Below are 16740 nucleotides of genomic sequence, written 5' to 3'. Positions count from 1 at the left end.
ATAAATATGCGATTTCCGGCCCTCGTCGAAAGGTCCTCCGTGCCCCCGCGACCCGCCCGCATCACCGCCGTCGACACCTACGACGTCCGGTTCCCCACCTCGCGCGAACTCGACGGCTCCGACGCGATGAACCCCGACCCCGACTACTCGGCGGCCTACGTCGTGCTGCGCACCGACGCCGCCGACGGACACGAGGGGCACGGGTTCGCCTTCACCATCGGGCGGGGCAACGACGTCCAGGTCGCCGCGATCGAAGCGCTCCGCGACCATGTGGTCGGACGGTCCGCCGACGAACTCTGCGCCGACCCCTCCCTCCTGAACCGCGACCTGACCGGCGACAGCCAGTTGCGCTGGCTCGGACCCGAGAAGGGCGTGATGCACATGGCGGTCGGGGCCGTCGTCAACGCCCTGTGGGACCTGGCCGCCAAACGCGCGGGCAAGCCGCTGTGGCGGCTGCTCGCCGAGGCCGACCCCGCCTGGCTGGTCCGCCAGATCGACTTCCGCCACCTCACCGACGCCCTCACCCCCGAAGAGGCCCTCACCCTCCTGCGCCGCGGCCGGGAAGGTGCCGAGGAGCGCACCACCCTGCTGCTGGAGCGCGGTTACCCCGCCTACACCACCTCGCCCGGCTGGCTCGGCTACGACGACGGGAAACTCACCCGGCTCGCCACCCGGGCGGTCGCCGACGGCTTCCGCCAGATCAAGCTCAAGGTCGGCGCCGACCTCGACGACGACCTGAGGCGCTGCCGGGCCGCCCGCGCGGCCGTCGGACCGGACGTGCGCATCGCGATCGACGCCAACCAGCGCTGGGACGTGGACGAGGCGATCCGCTGGACCAAGGCCCTCGCGGCGTTCGACCCGTACTGGATCGAGGAACCCACCAGCCCCGACGACATCCTCGGCCACGCGGCGATCCGCCGCGCCGTCGCCCCGGTGAAGGTGGCCACCGGCGAACACGCGCAGAACAGGATCGTCTTCAAGCAGCTCCTCCAGGCCGGCGCCGTCGACATCGTCCAGATCGACGCGGCCCGCGTCGGCGGGGTCCCCGAGAACCTGGCGATCCTGCTGCTCGCCGCCAAGTACGGCGTCCCCGTGTGCCCGCACGCCGGCGGGGTCGGCCTGTGCGAACTCGTCCAGCACCTCTCGATGTTCGACTACGTGGCCCTCACCGGCACCACCGAGGACCGGGTCATCGAGTACGTCGACCATCTGCACGACCACTTCCTCGACCCGGTGGTCATCCGCGACGGCCACTACACGGCACCCCTCGCGCCGGGCTTCTCCGCCGCCGTGCGGCCGGAGTCCCTGGCGCGTTACACCTATCCCGACGGCGGCTTCTGGGCCACCGACCCGGACACGCGGAAGAACAAGGACAAGAACGACAAGGACAAGGAGCAGGCCGTATGAGCGACTTCGAGGGACTGACGGCCCTGGTGACCGGTGGCGCCTCCGGCATCGGCCGGGCCACGGCGGAACTCCTCGCCGAGCGCGGCGCCCGGGTGGCCGTCCTCGACCTCGACCCGTCGACGGTCGGCGAGCCCCTCACCGGGCATCGCGCCGACGTCACCGACGACGCCTCGGTGCGCGCGGCGGTGGCCGCCGCCGTCGACGGCCTGGGCGGCCTCGACGTACTGGTCAACAACGCCGGCATCGGCGCTCAGGGAACGGTGGAGGCCAACTCCGACGAGGAATGGCACCACGTCTTCGACGTCAACGTCCTCGGCATGGTCCGTACCGCCCGCGCCTGTCTGCCGCACCTGCGCGCCTCCGCGCACGCGGCGATCGTCAACACCTGCTCCATCGCCGCCACCGCCGGCCTGCCGCAGCGGGCCCTGTACAGCGCCACCAAGGGCGCCGTGTACTCCCTCACCCTCGCCATGGCCGCCGACCACGTCCGCGAGGGCATCCGCGTCAACTGCGTCAACCCGGGCACCGTCGACACCCCCTGGATCGGCCGGCTGCTGGACGCGGCCGACGACCCGGCCGCCGAACGCGCCGCCCTGGAGGCCCGCCAGCCCACCGGCCGCCTGGTCTCGGCCGCCGAGGTCGCCGGTGCCGTCGCCTACCTGGCGAGCCCGCTGTCCGGCGCCACCACCGGCACGGCCCTCGCGGTCGACGGCGGCATGCAGGGACTGCGGCCGCGCCCGGAGAACCGGTGAACCCCCGCCGGCTCGGCCGCAGCCGCGTCGAGGTCACCGCCCTGGCCTTCGGCGCCTCCGGCGTCGGCAACCTGTACACCGAGGTCGGCGAGGAGGCGGCGTACGAGACGGTGCGGGCCGCCTGGCAGCGCGGCATCCGCTACTTCGACACCGCCCCGCACTACGGCCTCGGCCTGGCCGAGCGCCGCCTCGGCGCGGCCCTGCGGGAGCACCCGCGCGACGCGTACACGGTGTCCACGAAGGTGGGCCGCCGCCTCGAACCCGTCGCGCACACCGGCGGCGACGACCTCGCCCACGGCTTCGCCGTCCCCGCCACCCACCGCCGCGTCTGGGACTTCAGCGCCGACGGCGTACGCCGCACTCTGGAGGCGAGCCTGGAACGCCTCGGCCTGGACCGTGTCGACGTCGTCTACCTCCACGACCCCGACGACCACGCCGAGCAGGCTTTCCGCGAGGGCTACCCGGCCCTGGAACGGCTCCGCGCGGAGGGCGTCGTCGGGGCGATCGGCGCCGGCATGAACCAGACCGCGATGCTCACCCGCTTCGTCCGCGACACCGACGTCGACGTCGTCCTGTGCGCCGGCCGCCACACCCTGCTCGACCAGAGCGCCCTGACCGATCTGCTGCCCGCCGCCCGGGAACACGGCAGATCGGTCGTCGTCGGCGGCGCCTTCAACTCCGGTCTTCTCGCGGACCCGAGGCCGGGGGCCACGTACGACTACACCCGCGCGCCCGCCGACCTGCTGGACCGCGCCCTGCGGCTGAAGGAGGCCGCCGAACGGCACGGCACCACCCTGCGCGCCGCCGCCCTGGCGTTCTGCGCCGCCCATCCGGCGGTCGCGAGCGTCCTCGTCGGCGCCCGCTCGGCCGCCGAAGTCCACGACTGCGCCGACCAGTTCGCCACCCCGGTCCCCGACTCCCTCTGGCGGGAACTGCGCGACACCGGCCTGCTGCCGCCCGAAGGAGAGCCGGCGTGACCGTCGTCGACGCGCACCACCACGTCTGGGACCTCACCGTCCGCGACCAGGACTGGATCACCGGTCCCGGACTCCGCCCGCTGCGGCGGAACTTCACCCTGTCCGACCTCGCGCCCGAGGCGAGGGCGGCCGGAGTCGGCCGTACCGTCCTGGTGCAGACCGTCACGGTCCCCGAGGAGACCCCCGAGCTGCTGGCGCTCGCCGAGGCCCACGCATGGGTCGCCGGGGTCGTCGGCTGGACCGACCTCACCCGCCCCGACGCCGCCGACGAGCTGGCCCGGCTGCGGGAACTGCCCGGCGGACGGTATCTGAAGGGCGTCCGCCACCAGGTCCAGGGCGAACCCGATCCCGAGTGGCTGCTGCGCCCGGACGTACGGCGCGGACTCGCCGCCGTCGCCGACGCGGGCCTGGTCTACGACCTGGTCGTCCTGCCGCACCAGCTGCCGGCCTGCGCGGCGGCGGCCCGGTCGCTGCCCCGGCTCACCTTCGTCCTGGACCACCTGGGCAAGCCGCCCGTCGCCTCGGGCGCGCTCGAACCCTGGGCGTCCGGTGTCCGCGCCCTGGCCGCGCTGCCCAACACGGTGTGCAAGCTCTCCGGCCTGGTCACCGAGGCCGACCGGACCTCCTGGACCGTCGACGACCTGCGCCCGTACGCCGACGTCGTGCTGGACACCTTCGGCCCCGGCCGGCTGATGTTCGGCTCGGACTGGCCGGTGTGCACCCTCGCGGCGGCGTACGGCGACGTCCTCGCCGTCGCGCGGGAGCTGACCGGGGGCCTCGACGCCACCGGACGCCGTCAGCTCTTCGAGACCACCGCCACCCGCGTCTACGGCCTCTGAGCCGGCCCCGTCAGCCGGGTCGGCGGCAGGAACTCCCGCACATACGTCCGCTCCCAGCACGCGCCCGTCTCCCGCAGCTCCCGCCACGTCGTGTAGCGGTAGCGGAAGAGGCGGGCGCGGATGTGCCGGGGCGGCGCGTCCGCGGGGAACGGGGAGCGGCGCAGCAGCCTCAGCGTGTCCCGGTCACCCTCCAGCAGCCGCTCCACCAGCGCGCCGAACCACGGACTCGCGTACGCGGGCGACAGCGCGGCGAACCACATCAGCCAGTCGAGCCGCAGATGGTACGGCGCGAACTGCCGCGGCCAGCGCCGCGGATCGCCCGGCTTGCCCTTGAACTCGTACTCCCGCCAGCCGGCGTCCTTGCGGGGCACCTCGTCCGCCGTCCCCTCCACGACCACCTCGTACCGGATCCGGCTGACGCTGCCGAACGCCCCGTAGGTGTTGACCAGGTGCAGCGGGTCGAAGGAGCGGTTCATCACCTGGCGGCGGGAGAGCATGTTGCGCACCGGCCGATGACTGAGGCCGAGCAGCAGCGCGGACACCGCGAGGACGACCACCACGTACCACAGCGGCGCGCCGGACACCGCCGGCGGATCGGCGGGGAACGCGACCGCCGGCAGGGCCAGCACGATCGTGATCCAGTTCAGCCACGCGAAGTTGCCGGACAGCACCAGCCAGAGCTGGGTGACGATCATCAGCGAGGCGGCCACCGAGGCCACCGGCTGCGGGGTGAACAGCAGGAACGGCACGACGAGCTGGGTGACGTGGTTCGCGGCCACCTCGACGCGGTGCAGCGGCTTCGGCAGATGGTGGAAGAACCAGCTCAGCGGCCCCGGCATCGGCTGGGTCTCGTGATGGTGGTCCAGACAGGTCAGCTTCCGCCAGCACTCGTCGCCGCGCATCTTGATCAGTCCCGCGCCGAACTCCACCCGGAACAGGGTCCACCGCAGCAGGAACAGCACCACGACCGGCGGCGCCACCTCGTCGTTGCCGAGGAACACGGCCAGGAACCCGACCTCCAGGAGCAGCGACTCCCAGCCGAACGCGTACCAGGTCTGCCCCACGTTGACGACCGACAGGTACAGCGCCCACGGCACCAGCCACAGCAGCATCCCGCCCCACAGCGGGAGCAGCGAGTCCAGCCCCGCCAGCAGCGCCGCCGACACCGCGCAGCCCGTCCAGGCGCACCCCGCGAAGAACCGGTCCGAGTAGTACCGGTGGAACAGGCTCGGCGACCTCTTGAACGGCACCCGCTCCACGAAACGCGGCACCGGCAGCATGCCGCGCTCCCCGATCAGCGCACGGAACTGCAGCGCCGCCGTCAGGAACGCGACCAGGTACAGCCCGGCCAGCGCCCGCTGGAAGACCAGCCGGCCCGTCCAGTACTCGGACGCGGTGAACCACTCCACGGCCGCACGCTCCCTCCTGCCTCGTCCCGCCGGAACCTCTGTGACTCTCCGTATACCACCGGGCGGACCGCGCGACCCGCGGGCGGACGGCGCCAGCGGTCGAGGATTCGCGTGAATCCTGGCAAGGTGGGCCCATGGCTGATCGGGGAGCGAGCCCCCCGTCTCTCCCGGACGACTGGCCGGACCACCCGGATCCGATCCTGGCGCTCAACCGCATGGGCAGTTTCGACTGGGACCTGGACGCCGGGGTGATGCAGATGGACGCCCAGGCGCACGAGATCTTCGACCTGCGCCCCGACGAGTACGACGATCACCCCGAGACCCTGGGCGGCCGGGTCCCGCCCGGTGAGGCCCGGCGCCTGGACACCGTCGTGTCGCAGGCGCTGAAGGCCGGCAGCGAGAACTACGGCGCCTACTTCCGCGTCCGCTGCCGCGACGGCTCCCTGCGCTGGACCCACACCCAGGGCTACATCCGCCGGGACGAGTCCGGCCGGCCCCGCCGCATCATCGGCATCGTCCGGGACGCCACCCAGGAGCTCCGCGACAGCGAGGCCCGGCGCGATCAGGCGCTCCAGGAGGACAACCGCCGCCGGCAGACCAACGTCGTCCAGCTCACCACCGCCGCCCTCGCCCACGCCCGCACCGTGCAGGACGTCATCGACGTCCTCAAGGACACCCACGGCCTCACCCATCTGGGTGCGACCAGCCTCGTGATGGGCCTGGTCGAGGCGGGCAGGATCCGGCTCATCGCGGAGGGCCCCGCGGGCAGCTTCGTACCGGGCACCGACGTCACCGGGATCGACGAGCCGTACCCGATGAGCGAGGCGGTGCGCACCCTCAGCCCGCGCTTCATCGAGTCACCGGAGGAGTTCGCCGAGCGCTACCCGGGGCTGTGGCAGGGCATCACCGGGCTGAACATCACCTCGGCGGCCTATCTGCCGCTGATCGTCCAGGCCCGTCCCATCGGCGCGATGGGGCTGCTCTACAGCGACCGGCGCGGCTTCACCGCCGAGGAGCGCAACATCCTCGTCGCCCTGGGCAGCAGCATCTCCCAGAGCCTGCAGCGCGCGATGTTCTACGAGCAGGAGACGGACCTCGCCCAGGGGCTGCAGCAGGCCATGCTGCCGCGCACCATCCCCAGCGTGCCCGGCGCCGGCCTCGCCGTGCGCTACCGCGCCGCCACCATCGGCGGCTCCTTCGGCCGGGACATCGGCGGCGACTGGTACGACCTGATCCCGCTGCCGGGAGGCCGGGTGGGCGCCGTCATCGGAGACGTCCAGGGCCACGACACGCACGCCGCCGCCGTCATGGGCCAGTTGCGCATCGTGCTGCGCGCCTACGCGGCCGAGGGCCACCCGCCGGCCACCGTGATGGCCCGCGCCTCCGTCTTCCTGGACGAACTCGACACCGACCGCTTCGCGACCTGCCTCTACGCCGAGGCCGACCTGTCCACCGGTGTGCTCCAGGTGGTCCGGGCCGGCCACCTCGACCCGCTGGTGCGCCGCACCGACGGCTCCTGCCGGCGCGTTCCCGTCCCCGGCGGGCTGCCGCTCGGCCTGTCCGCGGAGTTCGGGCGGCTCGACTACCCGGTCGGCACGATGGAGCTCGATACCGGCGACACCCTGCTGCTGTGCACCGACGGCCTGGTCGAGCGGCCCGGCGCCGACCTCGACGACGGCATGGAGAGCCTCTCGGCGCTGGTCGCCGCGGGCCCCGACGACGTACACGGTCTCGCCGACCGGCTCATCGACGTGGCCGGGGAACGCGGCGGCGGCGACGACGTGGCGTTGCTCCTGCTGTGCCGCCGTGCCCCGGACGGCGCGCGGCCCGGCGGCCGGCTCAAGCGGCTGGTGACGCCCGGCGACCCGGAGGCGCTCGCCGAGACCCGGCGCATGATCCGCACGGCGGTGGGCGCCTGGGGCGCGGGGGAGCGGGCCGACGAGATCGAGCTGGTCGCCGACGAGATGATCACCAATGTGCTGATGCACACCGAGGGCTCCGCGACCGTCACCCTGCGGGCCCTCACCGGCGGCGAGCGGCGCGTGCGGGTGGAGGTCGAGGACTCCTCCAGCGCCCTGCCGCGCCGCCGGGAGGCGGGCGAGTCGGGTGTCTCCGGGCGGGGTCTGCTCCTGATCGAGACGCTCACGGACGTCTGGGGCGTGGAGGCACGCGGCGGCGGCAAGTGCGTATGGAGCGAGTTCGTGGTGGTGAAGGACCCCGGCCCGGCCTGAGCACGCGGTCACCGCACCGCCGGCGCGGTGCCGGCGGCGTGGGACGGTGCCGTGCCGGGGCGCCCCGTCGCGCCCGCCGCGGTGCCCGGGCGGCCTGACCGCCGGTGCCCCGGACGGCACTCCCGACGTGTGCCGGAACCACTCTCCCGCGACGGCGGACGCCGGCAGCTCAAGGACTCCGCGGGGCCTCAGCGGAGCTTCAGCGTCACCAGGTTGTCGTTCTCCCGCGTACGCACCTCGTAGCGGGCGATGTCCTCGGAGCGCAGGGCGGAGCCGCCGAGCACCGTGTGGGGGCGGGCGTCGAGACGGGGCACGCTCCAGCTGGCCACCGTCTCCTCGGAGCCGTCCCGGCCGATCGCCACCAGACGGCAGGTGTGGGGGCCCGCGCCGTCCTTGACCTCGATCTCCACGGTGCTGCCCCAGGCCTCGTCCTCGGTGGTCACCTGCGCCCACACCCCGGACCGCTCGTCGGTCGCCGAGACGCTCACGGCGCCCCCGCCGTCGTCCCGCGCCAGCACCGTGACCACCGGCGCGGACACCGCGATCACCACCGAGGCGGCCAGCGCCAGCAGCAGCCGACGGCGCCCCGCCCGTTTGCGGGCCGCCACCTGGGACAACAGCCGGTCCAGCATCCTCGGGCCGGGCTCGGCCAGCGGGTGCACCAGCCGCGGAGTGGAACTCCGGTACAGCATCAACTGGCGTGCCGCGGGACCGAATTCGGTCACCTGGACAGCGCACTGGGGGCACTCCATGAGGTGGTCCTCGAAACGGAACGCGTCCGCCTCGTCCAGCACGCCGAGCGCGTAGGCGCCGACGTCGCGATGCCTCTCCAGGGACCTCATGCCGAATCCTCGTGCCGTTGGGTGCGGGTGGGGTTACTCCTTGCTCCCACCGGTACGCACCAAGCGGCCGAATCACTCAAGCCAGGTGCCGAATCGTAACCAAGGGATTCGGAGCGGACCGGCCCCCGGATTGGTCGGATCGGCGAGGAATCTAGAAAAGATGGATGGCGAGGTGACCGAGCGGCAGTCCGAGCTGCCACGCCGGTGTCCACACCTTGGGTCCCTCGTCCTCACCGGTCACCGCGCCGCCGCCCGGCACCGCGTTCAGATCGGGCGCGAGCAGCTCCGTCTCCCGCAGCCAGCGCCAGGCCTCCCGGGCCAGCTCCAGGTCCGGATCCGGCGCGTCCCGGCCGGCCGCGGCGGCGTCCGCGGTCAGGTCCCGCAGGCGCCCCTGCACCCACTCCTGCCACGGCTGGTCGTACGCGGTCAGCGACAGCCAGGTCTCCAGCTGGGTGACCACCCGGATGCCGGACAGCTCGCCGTCGGTGTCGGACAGGAACACGGTCAGTGCCAGCGCGTCCCGGCCCGCGCGGAACTCGAAGGACGTCGGCGGCATCAGATCGCCGCTGCGCAGCAGTTCGTCGGCGATGTACTCGGCGTACAGCCAGGCCATGGGGACGGTCAGTTCACCGTCGCCGGTGCCGTCCGTGTTCTCTCGACCTCTGTGCAGCATCCCTTCCTGCCTTCCTCCGGTGCGTGCGCGTCGCCCGAACCCGGGCCCCCGGTCCGGAACACGGATGAGGACAGCCGATTACTCAACCGGGGTGGTCGGCAAGGCGCTTTGCGAAGGTTTGACTCTGCCTTCGGTTTCATCGCATGTCGGAGGCGTATCCGGGGAGCACCCGGCGCAGGGCGCGCAGGGCGTAGTACGCGCGGGACTTCACGGTACCGGGCGGAATCCCGAGGGCCGTCGCCGCTTCCGCCACACTCGCCCCCTGGAAGTACACGAGCACCAGGACGTCACGGTGCTCGGGAGTGAGTGTCTTCACAGCCTCGCGGACGTCGAGTGCGGCCGCGGCCCGTTCGGCGTGGTCGGAGATCACCCGGGCGTTCTCCAGCACGGCGTCCCCGACCTCGGCCGGCCGGGCCTGCCGGGCCCGTCGCGCGTCGATGGCGAGCCGCCGTCCCACGGTGAGCAGCCAGGGCCGTACGGAGTCGAAGTTCTCGGCGCGCAGGGCCTCGGGGTGCTGCCAGGCGCGCACCAGGGTCTCCTGGACCAGATCCTCCGCGCGCTGCCGGTCCCCGTCGCAGAGCCGGAGCAGCAGCGCGAAGAGGGGCCGGCCGTGCTCGCGCTGCAGTGCGGCGAGCTCGTGCTCGGCGGTCGTCCCGTTCATGAGTGTGGTTCCGGCCGTCATGGCCGTATGGCAGCGCACGGCGCGACGCGGGGACAGGGCGCGCACAGGGGCGTGCGGCGGACGGTCGATCGCGTCGACGAACGGTTCGACGAACGGTCGGGGCGGCCGTTCGCGCACGCCGGACGGCCTAAAAGGCGTGTCGGAACGGCGACGGGCAGGATGCCGCTTCTTACCTGTTTATCCACAAATACGACTAGAACGGGGTGGAGTGATGATCACACGCAGTCGGAAAGTGGCCCTGGTCCTGACCGTCGTCCTCGCCGCGGGCGCCGCCTGCCAGGCCCGTGACCACCGGCCGCCGGAACCGGGGCGTCCGGCCCCTTCCGCCCCGGGGTCCCGCGGCTTCACCCTGGTCGCCTCGGGGGACGTGCTGCCCCATGACTCGGTCATCGAACGCGCCCGCTACGACGCGGGCGGCACCGGGTACGACTTCCGGCCGATGCTCTCCGGCATCCGCTCCGTAGTCGAGTCCGCCGATGTGGCGCTGTGCCACATGGAGACTGTGTACGGCGCAGGCGGCGACTACACCGGCCACCTCCTCTTCAAGTCCCCGCCCGAAGTGGCCGCCGGCCTCGCCGCCACCGGCTACGACGGCTGCTCCACCGCCTCCGACCACTCCCTGGACGACGGCACGGAGGGCATCCGCCGCACCCTGGACGCCCTCGACCGGGCCGGTGTGCGCCACGCCGGCTCGGCACGCACCGAGCGGGAGGCCCGCACGGCGACCGTACTGCGCGCGGGCTCGGCGCGGATCGCCCACCTCGCCTACACCCACGACACCGGCGGCCTCCCGCTGCCGCCGGACGGGCCCTGGGCCGTCAACCTCGTCGACGAGGCGCGGATCGTCGCCGACGCGCGGGCCGCCCGGAGGGCCGGAGCCGACGTCGTCGTGGTCTCGCTGCACTGGGGCACCGCATGGCAGGAGGTCCCCGACGGGCGGCAGACCGCCCTCGCCCGTTCGCTCACCGCCTCGGCCACCGGGGGCCGCCCCGACATCGACCTGATCCTCGGCACCCACGCCCATGTCCCGCAGGCCTACGAGAAGGTCAACGGCACCTGGGTGATCTACGGCATGGGCGACCAGATCGCCGGCGAGACGACCGACCACGAGGGCGTCCGGGACCCGCGCGGCAACCAGTCCACCCTGGGCCGCTTCACCTTCGCCCCGCCGAAGCGCCCCGGCGGACGCTGGGAGGTGACCCGGGCCGAGTTCGTCCCGCAGCTCTTCGACGTGGACGCCGGCCGGGTCGTCAACCTCAACCGGGCGCTCGCCCGGGGTGCCGAGGTGCGGTCCGTACGCGACCGGATCCGGAACGTGGTGCTGAGCCGGGGCGCCGCGCGGGACGGGCTCGTGATGGGGGAGTGAGGACCGTCAGCCGAGGTCGACGTGGTCGAGCGCCGTCAGCAGTTCGCCCAGCACCCGCAGACAGGACGTCACTTCGGCGTCCGTGAGGCCACCGCCGACCTTTCGCAGGAGCAGGTGTTCGCGCTCCAGGACGGCGGAGATCACCGCGGAGCCCTTCTCGGTCGGGCGGATGAGCGACGACCGGCGGTGGGCGGGGTTCGGGACGGCCTCCACCAGGCCCTGCGCCGCGGCGTCGTTCACCATGCGCTGCACGAACTGCCGGCTGATCGCCTGTGCCCTGCCCATCTGCGGCACGGTCATCGGCCCGTTGCGGTGCAGCAGGGTCAGCACGGCACGTACCCCCACGGACAGGCCGTCGTTGTCCAGCCCCTGCTCCACGCTGCGCTGGGCGCGCCGGTAGAGAGGGCCGACCAGGTCGTACACCTCGGTGAGGCGACGGCCGAGCTTGTCCGGGGGGAGGGGGGCGTCGATGTCTGTCACCACCCCATCATGACACCTGAGTTGCCAAATCCGGCTCAGGGTGACACCTTGGTTGTCATGACTGGTGCTTCGGATCTGCGCTTCTTCCCCTCCGCCGACGGCGACCTCGCCTACCTCGACACCGGCTCCGGCGACCCGGTGGTCCTGCTCCACTCCGGCTTCGCCGACCACCGGGTCTTCGACGCCCAGATCCCCGCCCTGGCCGCCGGGTACCGGGTGATCGCACCGGACGTCCGCGGCCACGGCGCCTCGGCCAACGCCACCACGCCGTTCCGCTGGGCCGACGACCTCGCCGCCCTGCTGCGCCACCTGGACACCGGTCCGGCCGTGCTCGTCGGTGTGTCGATGGGCGGCGCCATCGCCACCGACACGGTGCTGGAGTACCCGGAGCTGGTACGCGCGGTGGTGGCCTGCGGTGCGGCCACCAGCGACTTCCGGTACACCGACCCCTGGGTCCGCCAGGTGCTGGCCGAGCAGGCCGCGGCCCTGGGCGCGGGCGACGTGGAGGGCTGGCTCACCGCGTTCCTGCGCTACGTGCCCGGCGAGCACCGCACCGCCGCCGGCATCGACCCGGACATCCTGGGCCGGCTGCGCGGGATGGCCCTGGGCACCCTCGCCAAGCACACCCCGGACGAGGAGGACCACCACGTGCCCATGACCGGCACCTGGGCCCGCGTCCCGAAGGTCGACGTCCCGGTCCTCACCGTCAACGGCGCCCTCGACGCCCCCGACCTGATCGCCGAGGCGGAACGGTTCGCCCGTACCGTCCGCGACGGCCGCTCCGTGATCGTCGACGGCACCGCGCACTACCCCAATCTGGAGCGGCCCGAGGAACTGAACAAGATCCTGCTGGACTTCCTCGGCTCCCTCCGCGCCCGCTGACGGCGGACCGCACCAGGGCCCGCCCGTACAGGACTACGGCACCACCGTCACCGGCCACCGCCCGGCCTTCACCAGCCGCACCGCGACCGACCCGACGAACCGGTGGCCGGCCTGCTCGGAGGCGCCCACGACCACCGCGTCCGCCTTCAGGTCGTCGGCCGCCTTCACCAGCCCGCCGTAGGGGTCGCCGCGGAAGGTGTGGAACTCCCAGCGGACGTCGAAGGTGCCCTTGACCCGCTCCATCGCCTCCCGGACCTGCGCCACCAGGTCCTCGGCCACCTCCTCGGTCGCGTCGGCCACCGGCGCGCCGAGCGCCGCTCCCGCGGCCAGCACCGGCTGCACGTACACGAGGGCGAGCAGCGCCCCCTGGCGGCGTGCCAGGCCGGAGGCGTACGCCGCCGCGCGCAGCGAGGAGTCGGAGCCGTCCACGCCGGCCACGATCACCTTCGGGCCGTCCGTGCCCCGTTCGAACCCTTGGGACCGCTGTTCCGTCACGACGGCGAGGCTATCGGAGCCCGGTGCACGGGCCTTCACGCACCCTCCGGGATCCGCCGCCCCGCACTGCGCCGACCGGGTGAAATCGTGCCGCCGCACCGGTGTCGCCGAGGTGCGTCGGCCCTCCGCGGGGCGACTGATGAGTCATGCAGAAGGATCACTTGCTCACCCGGCGCCGGGCGCTGCTCGCCGGTGCCGTCTCCCTGGGCGCCGCCGGTGTGGCCGCGGCGTTCGTGCCGGGCGCCGGGAACCGCGCCGCCCCCGCGCCGCCCCCGCCGGCCGCCGGCGCCCGGGCGGCCCGCCGCCCGCTCAGACCCTCCGAGTACCGCCTGCGGCCCCTGACCGGCTACGGGCCCCCGCGCACCCCGCGCGGCAGGACGCCCGTACGGCGCGAACCGCTGCTGAGCGTGCCCGGACACGGCCGCACCATGGTGCTGAGCTTCGACGACGGCCCCGACCCCCGCTACACCCCGCACATCCTCGACACCCTGGCCCGGTACGAGGTGCGGGCGATGTTCTTCGTGTGCGGGGAGATGGCGGCCTACAACCGGGACCTGCTGGCCCGGATGGCCGACGAGGGGCACGTGGTCGGCAACCACACCTGGTCCCACCCCCTGCTCACCCGGCTGCGGCGCGCCCGGATCCGCTCCGAGATGGAGCGCACCAGCGACGTCGTCGAGCAGGCGTACGGCGAACGCCCCGAGTGGTTCCGCGCACCCTACGGCGCCTGGAACCGCGCCGCCTTCCAGCTCGGCGCCGAGCTGGGCATGGAACCGCTGGCCTGGACGGTCGACACCCTCGACTGGACCGAGCCCGGCACCCGCACCATCGTCGAGCGGGTGGAGGACGGCGCCGCCCCCGGCGTCGTGGTGCTCTCGCACGACGCCGGGGGCGACCGCTCGCAGAGCGTACGGGCCCTGCGCGCCTACCTGCCCGAACTGCTGGACTCCGGCTACCACGTCACCGTGCCCCGCCGGCAGTACGTCTGAGCGGCCCCGCCCGCCCGGACGCGGGACCGCTCAGCGGACCTCGGCCAGGCGGGCGAAGACGACCACGTTCCCGTCGTAGCCGTTCTGCGGGGAGAAACCGCCGCCACAGGTGATGACCCGCAGTTCCGCCGCCCCCTTGGAGGCGTAGACCCGGTCGCCGGGGAAGTCGTTCTTCGCGAAGACCTCGATGCCGTAGATCTCGAACACGGCGGTCTTCCCGTCCTGGCGGACGATCTCGACGCGGTTCCCCTTCTTCAGCGCCCCGAGCCCGTAGAACACGGCCGGCCCCTGGGCGTTGTCGACATGGCCGACGACGACCGCCGTGCCCTTCTCGCCCGGTGAGACGGCGCCGGTGAACCAGCCCGCCAGATTGGGGTCCTGGGGCGGCGGCGCGTCCACCCAGCCCTGCGCGTCCAGGCCCACCGGAATGACGGGTGCGTCCACCTGGATCCCCGGGATCACGACCCGGTCCGGGACCGCGTACGGCAGTGGCGGCACCGCGTCGAACGTGACGGTGCCGGGCACCCGGCTGTCGGCGGCGGCCGCGCCGGCCGGCTGCGGCGGGCCCACGTCGAATTCCCCCGAACCGTTCCGGATGAGCGCGAGGCCGGTGAGCAGAACCAGCGCTATCACGCCCCACGGGGCGCGCTTTCTCCGCCGTGCCTCCCATTCGGCTTCGTCCGGCTCGAAAGCAGACATTCGCCTTCCCCTCTCGACACGGCCGTCGCCGTACCACTCGCGCATGGGGAAAACGCTAAATGCCGGGTGCGCGACCGGCGACGGGGCGGCGGCGAACGGGTGGCCCCGGCGCGACCGGGTGCGCCATCCGAGGCGGTACCGGACGAAGATTTTCTGACGGTCCGTGACCTGCGGTGATACCCCCTTTCGCGGTTTTCCGCGCGGGGTTCGCCTCACCGGTACGGACCATTCCCGAAATGCGGGCGTGCGCAAGGCAACTGAGGGTCTATCCAGGAGACGCTTTCTCGCCGATCGACCGGGAACGGGACCCGGGGCGTCTTCCGCGGAGGATCACATGCGCAGTTCACGTGCCCTGGCGGCCGCCGGCGCCGCGGTCGCCGTCCTCGGACTTGCCGCCCCGGCGGCGGTCGCGGACGGCGGCCGGGTTCCCAACCCGTCCAACATCGTCGCCCTGCCCAGCGTCATCGCCCGCGGCGGTCAGCTGACCATCACGGTCGACGGCTGCCCCCACGGCGGCACGGCGACCTCCAACGCCTTCCCCCGCACCGACCTGACGCCCATCAGCGGTGCCAACGACACCTCGAGGGGCACCGCCACCGTCGACGCCGACGCCCGTCCCGGTTCCTACGACATCACGGTCCACTGCTCCGGCCGGACCCTGACCCGGCCGGCCGCCTTCACCGTCATCGGCGGTGTCCGCGGCGGCATCGGCGGCAGCAGCACCAGCGGGGCGACCCCGACCGACATCGCCATCGGCGGGGCCCTGGTGGCCGCCGCGGTCGCCGGCAGCGGCGTCTTCTGGATGCGCCGCCGCGCCGAGAAGCGGATCTGAACCGCTGTCCGCCCCGGGCCGCCGCTCCGCACGGATTCGCACACCGTTCGCCCCGGATCCCGTGGGATCCGGGGCGGCGCTCCGCTCTCCCGCGGACGGTCTCAGCCCTCGACGTGCGGGAAGAGCCGCAGGAACGGGTCCGCCGACGCGGCGAGGCCCCGGCCGAAGGGCGCGTCGAAGTCCCAGATGAGGAAGAGCAGGAAGGCGATCAGCGCCGAGAACAGCCCGGCGAGGACCATCTCCCGGGTGGTGCGCCGGATCTGCAGCGCGAAGATCATCCCGATGGTGACGACGGCCCCGGTGATCAGCCCGAACCACACCACGCCCGGCATGGTCTCCCCGGTCGACTCGGCCCGCGCGCTGCGCGCCTGGTCGGCGGCGGCCACCTGGTCCACGAGGGGCTGGTAGGCCTGCGCCTCGAAGTCCGTCCGCGGCTCGTAGTCGGTGACGTCCCGGCGGACCCGGTCGAGGAGTTCGGTGCCGCGTCCGGTGACCTGTCCGTCGTCGGCCATGGCCCGCCACTCGGTGGTGACGACGTGTCCGACATAGGTGTTGACATCGTCCCGGATGCGGTCACGCACCTCGGCGGGGTAGACCCGTACCCGTTCCGAGATCTCGTGCAGGGCCACCGCCTCCGCCCGTACGTGCTCCTGGGCGGCGCCGCGTCCCTCCCAGACGCCGGCGATGGCGAGACCCAGGACGATGGCGTACACCACGCCGATCCACATCGTCATGTACTCGATGACGTCCGGGGTCTCGCTGGGGTCCTCGTCGTCGGCCGCCCTGCGGTGCCGTACGAGGGTGATGACCACCACGACGGCACAGGCGGCGAGCATCGCGAGGGTGAGAACAAGCCATTCCGACAAGAGGTGCCTCCAGAAAGGGGTCGGGCCGGTCCGGCCTCAGCGCGGACGCAGCGCGGCGATCGCGACCACCGCGGGAACCGTGATGAGCAGGACGAAGGTGAGCGGTGACGTGGCACCGCCGGAGGACCGCCGGACCGGGGCCGCGCGGTACCGCGGGTAGTGCACGGGCGTCACGGACGGACGCGGCTTCGGTGTGGCCGACGGAGTCGGCGTCGGGGACGGGGACGGCGGTGGCGGCGGCCGGCGCGGGCGCGGCGGCGGGGCGGGAGCCGGCGTCGGACGGGCGGCGGGCGGTGCCGGACGGGCGGCGGGCGGGGGA

Annotated in this window: 18 protein-coding genes; 9 read left to right on the top strand and 9 right to left on the bottom strand. The window is 73.2% G+C overall.

Translation table 11 applies throughout. From position 1 onward, the window contains the following. Positions 1 to 6: 6 nt before the first annotated feature. Genes IH50_RS0134500 through IH50_RS0134485 form a run of 4 tightly spaced genes read left to right on the top strand, consistent with a single transcriptional unit; the run spans position 7 to position 3975 of the window. Complete coding sequence (locus tag IH50_RS0134500; protein ID WP_051767566.1) at positions 7 to 1407, top strand: enolase C-terminal domain-like protein; 1401 nt, start codon at positions 7 to 9, stop codon at positions 1405 to 1407. Next, complete coding sequence (locus IH50_RS0134495; protein WP_030871626.1) at positions 1404 to 2159, top strand: SDR family NAD(P)-dependent oxidoreductase; 756 nt, start codon at positions 1404 to 1406, stop codon at positions 2157 to 2159. The genes IH50_RS0134500 and IH50_RS0134495 overlap by 4 nt, the downstream gene beginning before the upstream one ends. Beyond that, entirely contained in the window at positions 2156 to 3136 is a 981-nt protein-coding gene (locus IH50_RS0134490) for an aldo/keto reductase (RefSeq protein WP_030871622.1), read from the top strand. Before IH50_RS0134495 ends, IH50_RS0134490 begins: the two co-directional genes overlap by 4 nt. Then, the gene (locus IH50_RS0134485) at positions 3133 to 3975 is read left to right on the top strand and encodes an amidohydrolase family protein (protein WP_030871620.1); all 843 of its coding nucleotides are present in this window, start codon (positions 3133 to 3135) and stop codon (positions 3973 to 3975) included. Before IH50_RS0134490 ends, IH50_RS0134485 begins: the two co-directional genes overlap by 4 nt. On the opposite strand, the gene IH50_RS0134480 is transcribed toward IH50_RS0134485, so the two are convergent. Further along, the gene (locus IH50_RS0134480; protein ID WP_030871617.1) at positions 3963 to 5384 is read right to left on the bottom strand and encodes a lipase maturation factor family protein; all 1422 of its coding nucleotides are present in this window, start codon (positions 5382 to 5384) and stop codon (positions 3963 to 3965) included. The genes IH50_RS0134485 and IH50_RS0134480 overlap by 13 nt on opposite strands. 134 nt (positions 5385 to 5518) lie before the next feature. Here IH50_RS0134480 and IH50_RS0134475 point away from each other — a divergent pair, with 134 nt between their 5' ends. Continuing rightward, a complete protein-coding gene (locus IH50_RS0134475; protein ID WP_030871614.1) occupies positions 5519 to 7615 on the top strand; it encodes a SpoIIE family protein phosphatase in 2097 nt (698 codons plus the stop codon). A gap of 188 nt (positions 7616 to 7803) precedes the next feature. Here the strand turns inward: IH50_RS0134475 and IH50_RS0134470 are convergent, their stop codons facing one another. The 3 genes from IH50_RS0134470 to IH50_RS0134460 all read right to left on the bottom strand — a co-directional run bounded on the left by IH50_RS0134470 (position 7804) and on the right by IH50_RS0134460 (position 9812). Next, on the bottom strand, positions 7804 to 8457 hold the full coding sequence (locus tag IH50_RS0134470; RefSeq protein ID WP_030871611.1) for a zf-HC2 domain-containing protein: 654 nt from the start codon (positions 8455 to 8457) through the stop codon (positions 7804 to 7806). 151 nt (positions 8458 to 8608) lie between these two features. After that, positions 8609 to 9130: a hypothetical protein gene (locus IH50_RS0134465; RefSeq protein ID WP_030871608.1), complete on the bottom strand. Its 522-nt coding sequence runs from the start codon at positions 9128 to 9130 to the stop codon at positions 8609 to 8611. Positions 9131 to 9266: 136 nt separating this feature from the next. Next, positions 9267 to 9812 (bottom strand): sigma-70 family RNA polymerase sigma factor, encoded by a 546-nt coding sequence (locus tag IH50_RS0134460; protein ID WP_030871605.1) that lies wholly within the window; start codon positions 9810 to 9812, stop codon positions 9267 to 9269. A 211-nt stretch (positions 9813 to 10023) separates the two neighbouring features. Here IH50_RS0134460 and IH50_RS0134455 point away from each other — a divergent pair, with 211 nt between their 5' ends. Next, a complete protein-coding gene (locus IH50_RS0134455; protein ID WP_030871604.1) occupies positions 10024 to 11178 on the top strand; it encodes a CapA family protein in 1155 nt (384 codons plus the stop codon). A gap of 6 nt (positions 11179 to 11184) precedes the next feature. On the opposite strand, the gene IH50_RS0134450 is transcribed toward IH50_RS0134455, so the two are convergent. Continuing rightward, complete coding sequence (locus IH50_RS0134450; RefSeq protein WP_030871600.1) at positions 11185 to 11658, bottom strand: MarR family winged helix-turn-helix transcriptional regulator; 474 nt, start codon at positions 11656 to 11658, stop codon at positions 11185 to 11187. Between the two features lie 57 nt (positions 11659 to 11715). Between IH50_RS0134450 and IH50_RS0134445 the strand changes: the two genes are divergently transcribed. Continuing rightward, on the top strand, positions 11716 to 12540 hold the full coding sequence (locus tag IH50_RS0134445) for an alpha/beta fold hydrolase (RefSeq protein WP_030871596.1): 825 nt from the start codon (positions 11716 to 11718) through the stop codon (positions 12538 to 12540). A 33-nt stretch (positions 12541 to 12573) separates the two neighbouring features. Here the strand turns inward: IH50_RS0134445 and IH50_RS0134440 are convergent, their stop codons facing one another. Continuing rightward, positions 12574 to 13035, bottom strand: a complete 462-nt coding sequence (locus tag IH50_RS0134440; protein ID WP_030871593.1) for a universal stress protein — start codon at positions 13033 to 13035, stop codon at positions 12574 to 12576. Between the two features lie 146 nt (positions 13036 to 13181). On the opposite strand from IH50_RS0134440, the gene IH50_RS0134435 reads away from it, so the two are divergent. Then, on the top strand, positions 13182 to 14024 hold the full coding sequence (locus IH50_RS0134435; protein ID WP_030871590.1) for a polysaccharide deacetylase family protein: 843 nt from the start codon (positions 13182 to 13184) through the stop codon (positions 14022 to 14024). A gap of 30 nt (positions 14025 to 14054) precedes the next feature. Here IH50_RS0134435 and IH50_RS0134430 read toward each other — a convergent pair whose 3' ends face one another. Next, a complete protein-coding gene (locus IH50_RS0134430) occupies positions 14055 to 14723 on the bottom strand; it encodes a class F sortase (protein WP_030871587.1) in 669 nt (222 codons plus the stop codon). A gap of 334 nt (positions 14724 to 15057) precedes the next feature. Here IH50_RS0134430 and IH50_RS0134425 point away from each other — a divergent pair, with 334 nt between their 5' ends. After that, complete coding sequence (locus IH50_RS0134425; RefSeq protein WP_030871584.1) at positions 15058 to 15555, top strand: hypothetical protein; 498 nt, start codon at positions 15058 to 15060, stop codon at positions 15553 to 15555. A gap of 101 nt (positions 15556 to 15656) precedes the next feature. Here the strand turns inward: IH50_RS0134425 and IH50_RS0134420 are convergent, their stop codons facing one another. Together IH50_RS0134420 and IH50_RS43235 are read right to left on the bottom strand one after the other, a co-directional pair. Beyond that, on the bottom strand, positions 15657 to 16421 hold the full coding sequence (locus IH50_RS0134420; protein WP_107062217.1) for a DUF4239 domain-containing protein: 765 nt from the start codon (positions 16419 to 16421) through the stop codon (positions 15657 to 15659). A 36-nt stretch (positions 16422 to 16457) separates the two neighbouring features. Further along, entirely contained in the window at positions 16458 to 16586 is a 129-nt protein-coding gene (locus IH50_RS43235; RefSeq protein WP_037873435.1) for a hypothetical protein, read from the bottom strand. Positions 16587 to 16740 lie beyond the last annotated feature (154 nt).

The sequence above is a fragment of the Streptomyces sp. NRRL S-37 genome (assembly GCF_000721605.1).
In the GTDB taxonomy this organism is placed as follows: domain Bacteria; phylum Actinomycetota; class Actinomycetes; order Streptomycetales; family Streptomycetaceae; genus Streptomyces.
Note: the sequence above shows the minus strand (reverse complement) of the source record. Positions and strands in the feature narration are given on the sequence as shown.